Raw genomic sequence first — 8,519 nt, 5'->3', positions numbered from 1 at the left:
CAAAATTTGGGGTCCACTTCACTCTATCGTCTTCGAAAAGCTCCAGGACCTCACAATAGACCTGCTCCCTCAGCTCGGCCACAGCCCGCGCGTCACTCATGTCAATACTCCTGTAGTAATCAACTAATCCCCGACAAGTTGGTTGGCTCTTAGCCAATTGCTTGGTCAAACACTGTGATCGTGTATTGTGGAATTCGACCGGTCAAAAATCTAATTCCACAAGAGATTTATCTATGAAGAACGTACTCGACCAAATCAGTTCATTGCTCAAAGAAGCGCTGGCTGTCGCAGAAACTCTCGATGGCTTCCAAGCGAGCACAGCGACACTGGATTTGTCCTGTTTCGACGGCAGCACCGCCACTATCACCGAAACGCTCGACAACCTGTGCGATGACACCGACAACTCAGGATCGTCTATCACGCGAACTCCACCCAAAAAGTCATCGGTGGATCAGCTAGGCGACATCAAAACGAACACTTGGTTCTAGAGGTCAATTGTTTATGAAATCAATCACCGAAGCCAAAAAGCTCGCTACCGCACTCTCATCCGAGTTCGGCTGTGGCGACCTGCACATCAATGTCCAGATGCACCGCGGCGACAGCTGGATCAGCATTGATATGTACCAGAACTCGGACGAGCCTGAACGGCTTCTGGCCACTCTGGATTTCGATACCGGCGCGCGTTTGCTGGTGGATGAGTCAACCACACTGCACTAATAACTATGGAGCCGCCCCGGTCACACCCTCGATGACCGGGGCTCTTTGCCAAGAAAAACTCTCACATCTACGGAACTATGCCCAGCTGGATTTGCTGTATATAACGCTGCAGCCGAACAATGTCCGCTTGAGTCTTCAGCAAACATTCCGGCGCGACATTGCCCAAAAACAGCCGGGGGCGCCCTATCCAGTCCCGGGCCACAGCTTCGTCTACATCGAATAGCTCAAGCACGTCCTGCCAGGCTGCCTGTTTCAGCTGCAGCAGTTCCTGGTCGTCGCCACCGGAAGTCTCACTTTCATGTACCGGCATTGTGGGGACCTCTCCAATCCGTTTCCATCCGATCCTGAATCTGCTAACAGTAGTACTTTTTCGACTGCTTAACACCAATCTTCCCTGGACGACCTCCTTGTCCCGTCGCTGTCTTTACACCGAGAGCGCCCATCCACGTTTCTGGTCGTCCCGTCGCTCTGATAATCAGTCCAAGTGCACGCATATATTCGCTTTTTGTTGCGTCAGACGACGAATGGGCTGGCAGCCAAACATTCCGAAAGAACTGACAATTTTTCAACTTAATCTGCTCTGGCCGGGTTACGTGAGGGAATTGCGCCTCAATTACCGAAACAATCCGGATCATCCGGTTGATGTACCGTTTCCGCTCCGTTTCACTGAGTGCACTGAAATCCAATCGCCGCAAAATGTGGTCAAGCTGCATCGCGCGTTCCTCCCACATAAGAACTGGCTACTGACACTCTGTTGTGGCCCAGCTGCCTGGCCACTTCCTCCCTGGCAAGCCGGTCCATGATTTTGTCTCGAATTGGCTCTTTCAGCGGCGACGGCCCGCCCATCACTTCCTCGTAGATATCCTGGGCAAAACCCGCCCTGAGTTCCATGAAGTGAGGAATTCCGGATGACTGCAAAAACTGCCGGCATGGATTTACGTCGTTCAGCAAAAACGACTTTACCGTGTCGGTTTTCGACAACAGGTTTCGGGATCCTTCCGGTCGAACCTCGATGGCATATCGCAACGCTTCCATTCGAAATTCATTCGCCTTGATGGTGCGGTCTTTGGATTTCCGTCCGCCTTTGCAACCTTCGAGAATCGTCACCTCTCCAGCAGCCTCGATTTCCCGCTTCATACGGTCAAGGTCCTGAATGACGCATTCCCGTACACGCATACCCCAGGCACGAGCCATCAGAATTACGGCCGCACCACGCACGAATCCGGCAGCGATTGCAAGATCGACTGCATGCTTGGTATCGAGGACATCCGCCTGGATCTCTTTGGTCCTCACCGATTGCCTGCAAACACCAAGGAGTTCCCGGGCCGACACTGTCAATTGGCCATCACCCCGAAATGCTCGCATAACGGTGTTAACCGTGCTGATGGCATTGTGTGCGTATGCGACGCTGATTTGCTCATCGACATCCCCATCAGGCCACTCGTAGTCACCATTCAATCGGGCTTTGATGTAGGCCCCGAATTGAAGGATGAATTCCCGATCGATTTTCCTAGCATCGTTCATCTCACAGCGTTTGCAGTAGCGCACAAATACAGCAGAGCGGCGGCCACTTTTGACAGATTTGTTGCTCATTCCATCCTCCGTTCTGTTGAAAAATCATGAATACAGAGTGCGTGGCCGACCATGCGGAATCTGGGGCAAAGAGCCGGTCCCCACGCTGATGCTCCGCCCCGTAGTCCGCATTAAGTGTGACTGTGCCAAAGCATTGAAGGCCTTGACGGTGGGAGCATCCATCGTGCTGGTGTATCAGCACTTGTGCGTCTCGATTGCGGGCCGTGAACACGAGATCGAGAATCGACAGCGTGCACGGGGAGCGGCATCTCGTAATCAGCGAGATATCGCAACGGAGGGTTTGCCGAACGGCGGTGGGATGACCGGGGAGGCGAGCAGCCAACGATGATGCGCTGGTAACGGTCCTTGTTGCTCAGTTGCGGAGTTAACGTAGACCTTTTCCGCAAATATCGGTCATTGATTAGGCTTGCAACTTACTGATATCAGTGTGTTTGCAAGTCTCTTACCTATATCCATCTCACTATATAAACAGCAGCACTGCTGAGTGGTTAGCAGATCGGGTTTTGTGTTGGCGTTGATAGGCGCTCGTGCGGGAGTTGCTGGCGTGGCCAGCAGTTTTGGATTGGATCTCGGAGATCCATTGAGGAGGGTGATCACGGGGATCATTTCTGGCTCCGGCGAAGCCGGTTGTAAATGCTGATTATTTAAAATGCCCAGCTAGCACCCCTCGTAGTCCAAAAATGGAAGTGAGGATTTGATGATAAGTCTGGCGCATTGCTCTGAAGAGCTCAACGCGTGAAAACGCGAATTTTCCACGTAAACTCAAGAATATCCCACACCCAGAGTCCCGGCTTGCTCCCAAAGAAGAAGGGTCTAGCAAGAAAGGTGAGCACGGCAAGTGGACCCGAAGTGTACTCGAAATGGACTTACGCAAATTGCGCCGCAGCACGACCTTACAAAAAAGCGGCTCTAAGTGCCTTTGGAGTCCAGTTGGAGTCCACTGCGGCCGAATGAGCTCTTGGTATCCGGCGATGCACATTGCCGGCACAGGCCCACGCCGATAAACTCAAACCCGTTTTCACCCGCATGGGGCCAAACTGATTTTCGCCCGTCCTTGTTCGGCACACGCCCCATGCTCATTGCAGTAGATGGAACCCATTGAATGAGCCACAACATCACCCTTCAGCAACTTGAATCCTTCCTATGGGAAGCCGCCGACATTCTGCGTGGCAACATGGACGCATCCGAATACAAGGACTACATCTTCGGGATGATGTTTCTGAAACGTCTGTCAGACGCTTTTGAAGAAGCACAGGAAGGCGTTGTCCGGTACTACATGGACAAGGGCAAGACCGAAGAACAAGCCCGCGAACTGGCGGACGATGAGGACGAATACGACAAGACCTTCTATATACCGCCCGTTGCCCGCTGGGGTGCAATCAAAGACCTAAAGCACGACATTGGCTCTGAACTGAACACCGCCACCGAAGCCATTGAAGAGTACAACCCCGTTCTGGAAGGGGTTCTGGTTTCCATCGACTTCAACATCAAGAACAAGCTGTCCGACAAAAAGCTGCGCGACCTGCTCACGCACTTCAGCCGCTACCGCCTGCGCAACGAAGACTTCGAACGTCCGGACCTGCTGGGCACCGCCTACGAATACCTGATCAAGATGTTCGCGGACAGCGCCGGTAAGAAAGGCGGTGAGTTCTACACCCCGTCTGAAGTGGTGCAGCTGCTGGTTGCCCTGCTGAAGCCTCATGCCGGTATGCGTATCTACGACCCCACCGCCGGTTCTGGCGGTATGCTGGTACAGACCCGCAACTATCTGGCTGCCAACGGTGAAAACCCTTCCAACTTGTCCCTGTTCGGTCAGGAGATGAACCTGAATACCTGGGCAATCTGCAAGATGAACATGTTCCTGCATGGGGTCTACAGCGCGGACATTCGCAAGGGTGACACCCTGCGCGAGCCCCAGCATACCCAAGGCGGGGAACTGATGACCTTTGACCGGGTAATTGCCAATCCGCCCTTCAGCTTGAAGAAGTGGGGTAAGGAAGAAGCCGACAGCGATTCTTATGGTCGCTTTCCCTACGGCACGCCGCCCAAGGATGCCGGTGACCTGGCATTCGTCCAGCACATGATTGCCAGCCTGAACGCAGAAGGCATGATGGGCGTAGTCATGCCCCACGGTGTTCTGTTCCGGGGTTCCAGTGAAAAAGCCATTCGCCAGGGCATTCTGAACGATGACCTGCTGGAAGCCGTAGTGGGTCTACCGGCAGCCCTGTTCTATGGCACAGGCATTCCCGCCTGCCTGTTGATCATCAACAAGAACAAACCGGCAGAGCGTAAAGGCAAGGTGCTGTTCATCAACAGCGAACTGGAATATGAAGAGGGCAAGAACCAGAACAAACTTCGCCAGCAGGACATTGAAAAGATCGTCCAGACCTTCGACGACTACGCCGAAATTAAACGCTATTCAAAAGTCGTCAGCTTGGCGGAGATCGCCGAAAACGATTACAACCTCAACATCCGCCGCTACGCCGACACCAGCCCTCCCACGGAAATCTTCGACGTGCGTGCCATTCTGCATGGTGGCATTCCGGTGCGGGAAGTGGAAAGCGAGTACATCCGGGAAGAGATTTTGGAAGACTTCGATGTGTCCACGGTGTTCGTGAAGCGAGATGCGGACTACTACGACTTCAAACCGGAGATCGGCACCAAAGAAGCTATTCGGGAAGCCGTGGGTCAAGTGGATGCCAAGTTAATTACCCAACTGGAACGCTGGTGGGACAAGTACCGGGTGTCGTTGAGCGAACTGGATACACAGGTGGCTGAAGCTGAGAGTGTGATGAAGGGGTATCTGAAGGAGCTGGGGTATGAGTAGAACTTATCCCCGCGACTGGCTTAGTGGCGTCATAGGCGATGCAATTGTTACGGCAGAAGGTGGAGTAAGCGTCAACTCGGAAAATCGACCAGCTAATGCTGCCGAATGCGGGGTATTAAAAACCAGTTCATTGGTGGATGGTCGCTTCGCCCCTGATGAGAACAAGGCAATCCTCCCAATTGACCGAGAGAGGGCAAGGATACAGCCTAGAAAAGACCACATCCTGTTCAGCCGAATGAATACGCCTGCATTGGTAGGACAAAGTGGATTTGTAGACAGAGATTATAAAAACTTATTCCTCCCAGATCGGATATGGCAACTAACCATACACAAAAACTTCGATCCACGGTGGTTCGGCTATTGCTTGAGGTCTGATCATGTTGCTAGGCAAATAATTGATGCCGCTACAGGTACGAGCAATTCGATGAAAAATATATCGAAACTTAGCTTAATGGCGATTCCTATATCATTCCCTCCTCTTTCGGAACAACAAAAAATCGCAGCCATCCTGTCATCCGTCGATGACGTGATCGAAAAAACACGCGCACAGATCGACAAGCTGAAAGACCTGAAAACCGGCATGATGCAGGAGTTATTGACCAAAGGGATTGGATCGGGCGGCGTTCCGCATACGGAGTTTAGTGATTCGCCGGTGGGAAAGATTCCGGTGACTTGGGAAGTTTTAGAAGTGGGTAGCTTCCTCTCTGAGAGAAGAACTCGTGGACTTGAAGGTTTGCCAATCTATTCGGTTCTCATGGACGGTGGGATGGTGCTAAGGGATACAGTTGATAGACGAGTCACTTCTGGTCTTGACGCCAGTGAGAACCGACTCGCTAAGCAGGGAGATTTGGCCTACAACATGATGCGCATGTGGCAAGGAGCATCAGGAATCGCACCAACGAACTGCTTGGTTAGCCCAGCTTATGTTGTGTGTCGCCCGTCGGAGCGAATCCACTCCGACTTCCTCGGCTACCTACTCAAAAGTCCAGCGGTAATACAGTTGCTACGTCGCTATTCACAAGGTCTGACGGGAGACCGATTACGGCTGTACTTTGATAGCTTCAAGAGAATAAAGTTGCCAATCCCTCCACGAGAAGAACAAATAAGGATTGCGGATGCGCTGAGTGCCTTGGACGATGAGATTGACAGCAAATCGATGCAATTGTCTTTACGCCAAAGCCTTAAACGTGCCCTCATGCAAGACCTGCTAACCGGCAAGGTTAGAGTTAAACTCGGCGAGCAAGAAAGTGCCGTCGCGTAAAAGTAAAAATGGCGGAGGCAATCGCCCCCGCCATTCAATCACCGCTTCTTACGAACCTTGATCGGAAAGACCTTGCCCTTCTTCGGGCGGATGATCTTTCCGTTCTTACGGATGTAAGGGCGGAAAATAATCTCATAGTCGTCTTTGCGAGCCATGGGATCATCTCCTGTAATAATCACGGCCTTGGAAACTTCGCAAAGTTGACGTGCTGCGCGGTGAGGTCTACTCTTTCGTGCGCAATATGCGATTGCAACCTGCCAAGAGAACAGGGCCGCCATGCTGAGTCCTGCTCTTTTGCGTCCTCCCGGTTCGGGCCCCCACCCGGGCCGGGAATCTTTCCAGAGAAAGCCCTTCAGACTCTCCTGCTACTCCGCCAATTCAAGTTTGAGGCGAAAAACACTACATCTTGTGTGTTTGTGTAACCAATCTACCTACTAGGTTGACACTCGTCAAGCTTAAACTAAAATCGTCAACCAATAGTTGTCAACATTAAGGAAGAGAGCCATGTTGCATGATCGGTTGCGTCGTGCACGAGTCCTGAAAAATATGTCCCTGCAACAGGTCGCTGACCAGATTGGAGACATTACCAAACAGGCTCTGTCGAAATATGAGCAGGGTAAGGATGCGCCCAATTCAACTCGCTTGATTCAGCTAGCGGATGTGCTGGGCGTGAATCCTGAATACTTCTTCCGCTCGGATTCCGTAGAACTGGGCGAGGTGGATTTTCGAAAGCATTCAGCGTTCGGTAAGAAGCAGCAGGAAGCGGTTAAAGAACAGGTTCGAGAGCACCTGGAGCGCTACCTGGCCGCCGAACGTCTGTTTGATAACGAAAATGACGACAACGGTTTCGCCCAGTGGCGGGAACATTTTCGGGTGTCGAACACCGACGAGATCGAAAAGGCAGCCGAAGACCTGCGGAAAGCTTGGCACCTGGGAACAAATCCGATTGCCAACCTCACCGAGACTCTGGAAGAAAATGGCATCAAGGTTGTCGGTCTTGAAGCCCATGAGAAGTTCGATGGTTTGTGCGCGGTGGTCAATGACGGCGCTGATGCAGTTATCGTCAGCAACACCTCTCGCCCGGGAGAACGGCAACGGTTCAATCTGGCCCACGAACTCGGTCATCTGGTGATGAACATTCCCAATGACATTCATAGCACTCGCGAAGAAGAAAACTGGTGCCACCGTTTTGCCGGTGCGTTTCTATTTCCTGCTAGCCAGGTTCGGGCGACTTTTGGCAACCATCGGAGCCGGGTACTGCTGAAGGAGTTCCTTCTGGCGAAAGAAGAATGGGGCATTTCCATTCAGGCTTTGCTGAGGCGTCTCTATGACCTGGATATCGTTCAACAGGGGTTCTATCAGAGTACTTTCCGCTTCTGGTCGTCCCGTGGTTATCGAAAGAACGAGCCAGAATCCCTGGATTCGGAAAATTCCTACCGTCTGCGCCAACTCGTTTACCGGGCGCTGGCTGAGGGGCTTGTAACTCCATCCAGAGCGGCGGAATTACTGGGTGTCGGTCTGGGAGAGATCGAGGATGTGATGGCTAACGGACAAGCAGGTGACGGCGCCGATGCCCACGAAGATTCTCGTTTCTGATACCAACATCTGGATCGACCTGCACCACAGTAACCTGCTGGAAAAAGTCTTTCAGTTGCCACACCAGTTCGTCACCACGGATTTTGTATGGCGGGAGCTTCGGAAACCACCCGGGGCGCAACTGCAAGACATGGGGCTCGTCATCGAAGCGATCAGCAGTGATGAAACCCTGGAGTTGTTTGGTCTAAAGCAGACGCTGAATAACTCCTCGCTGGCGGATGTGTCCTGCTACTTCATGGCCAGGGCGCGGGGCTGGACTTTGCTGACTAATGATGGGGCCCTTCGGAAATCTGGCCGACGCGCCTCGTTGGATGTTCGAGGCGTGCTCTGGATATTGGATGAACTGGAACACCACCGGGTTCTACCACCCACAGAGCTGTTCACCGCATTAACGGCCATGCTCAAGGCCGGGGCCCGCTTGCCTGAGGACGAATGTGATAAGCGCCTGGCCCGATGGCGCGCCGGCTGACATCCAATTTCTCCCTTCAAACTGCTAATCTAGGTTAATACCAATTAGTTGCCTCT

The 8,519-nt window shown here is 52.6% G+C and carries 8 protein-coding genes; 6 read left to right on the top strand and 2 right to left on the bottom strand.

Annotated features, from left to right (window positions below; genetic code table 11):
• Window positions 1–233: 233 nt before the first annotated feature.
• Together Q669_RS07820 and Q669_RS07815 are read left to right on the top strand one after the other, a co-directional pair.
• On the top strand, window positions 234–488 hold the full coding sequence (locus Q669_RS07820) for a hypothetical protein (protein ID WP_022991856.1): 255 nt from the start codon (window positions 234–236) through the stop codon (window positions 486–488).
• A 13-nt stretch (window positions 489–501) separates the two neighbouring features.
• Window positions 502–717, top strand: a complete 216-nt coding sequence (locus tag Q669_RS07815; protein ID WP_022991855.1) for a hypothetical protein — start codon at window positions 502–504, stop codon at window positions 715–717.
• A gap of 67 nt (window positions 718–784) precedes the next feature.
• Here Q669_RS07815 and Q669_RS07810 read toward each other — a convergent pair whose 3' ends face one another.
• Window positions 785–1,027, bottom strand: a complete 243-nt coding sequence (locus Q669_RS07810; protein WP_022991854.1) for an antitoxin Xre/MbcA/ParS toxin-binding domain-containing protein — start codon at window positions 1,025–1,027, stop codon at window positions 785–787.
• Between the two features lie 392 nt (window positions 1,028–1,419).
• The gene (locus Q669_RS07800; RefSeq protein WP_022991852.1) at window positions 1,420–2,310 is read right to left on the bottom strand and encodes an integrase domain-containing protein; all 891 of its coding nucleotides are present in this window, start codon (window positions 2,308–2,310) and stop codon (window positions 1,420–1,422) included.
• Between the two features lie 1,102 nt (window positions 2,311–3,412).
• On the opposite strand from Q669_RS07800, the gene Q669_RS07790 reads away from it, so the two are divergent.
• From Q669_RS07790 to Q669_RS07775, 4 genes are all read left to right on the top strand, one after another.
• The gene (locus tag Q669_RS07790; protein WP_022991850.1) at window positions 3,413–5,137 is read left to right on the top strand and encodes a type I restriction-modification system subunit M; all 1,725 of its coding nucleotides are present in this window, start codon (window positions 3,413–3,415) and stop codon (window positions 5,135–5,137) included.
• On the top strand, window positions 5,130–6,398 hold the full coding sequence (locus Q669_RS19060) for a restriction endonuclease subunit S (protein WP_022991849.1): 1,269 nt from the start codon (window positions 5,130–5,132) through the stop codon (window positions 6,396–6,398). Before Q669_RS07790 ends, Q669_RS19060 begins: the two co-directional genes overlap by 8 nt.
• A 504-nt stretch (window positions 6,399–6,902) precedes the next feature.
• Entirely contained in the window at window positions 6,903–7,994 is a 1,092-nt protein-coding gene (locus Q669_RS07780) for a helix-turn-helix domain-containing protein (RefSeq protein WP_022991847.1), read from the top strand.
• Entirely contained in the window at window positions 7,969–8,463 is a 495-nt protein-coding gene (locus Q669_RS07775; RefSeq protein WP_022991846.1) for a hypothetical protein, read from the top strand. Before Q669_RS07780 ends, Q669_RS07775 begins: the two co-directional genes overlap by 26 nt.
• Window positions 8,464–8,519 lie beyond the last annotated feature (56 nt).

Origin of the sequence: Marinobacter sp. C1S70, from assembly GCF_000475355.1 — a bacterium.
Lineage (GTDB): Bacteria > Pseudomonadota > Gammaproteobacteria > Pseudomonadales > Oleiphilaceae > Marinobacter > Marinobacter nauticus.
The sequence above is the reverse complement of the archived record's forward strand: the minus strand, read 5'-3'. Positions and strand labels throughout refer to the sequence as shown.

Bases quoted from the DNA above. Each gene is read 5' to 3' on its own strand.
- Q669_RS07820 (WP_022991856.1), top strand. From the start codon at position 234: ATGAAGAACGTACTCGACCAAATCAGTTCATTGCTCAAAGAAGCGCTG.
- Q669_RS07815 (WP_022991855.1), top strand. From the start codon at position 502: ATGAAATCAATCACCGAAGCCAAAAAGCTCGCTACCGCACTCTCATCC.
- Q669_RS07810 (WP_022991854.1), bottom strand. From the start codon at position 1,027: ATGCCGGTACATGAAAGTGAGACTTCCGGTGGCGACGACCAGGAACTG.
- Q669_RS07800 (WP_022991852.1), bottom strand. From the start codon at position 2,310: ATGAGCAACAAATCTGTCAAAAGTGGCCGCCGCTCTGCTGTATTTGTG.
- Q669_RS07790 (WP_022991850.1), top strand. From the start codon at position 3,413: ATGAGCCACAACATCACCCTTCAGCAACTTGAATCCTTCCTATGGGAA.
- Q669_RS19060 (WP_022991849.1), top strand. From the start codon at position 5,130: ATGAGTAGAACTTATCCCCGCGACTGGCTTAGTGGCGTCATAGGCGAT.
- Q669_RS07780 (WP_022991847.1), top strand. From the start codon at position 6,903: ATGTTGCATGATCGGTTGCGTCGTGCACGAGTCCTGAAAAATATGTCC.
- Q669_RS07775 (WP_022991846.1), top strand. From the start codon at position 7,969: ATGCCCACGAAGATTCTCGTTTCTGATACCAACATCTGGATCGACCTG.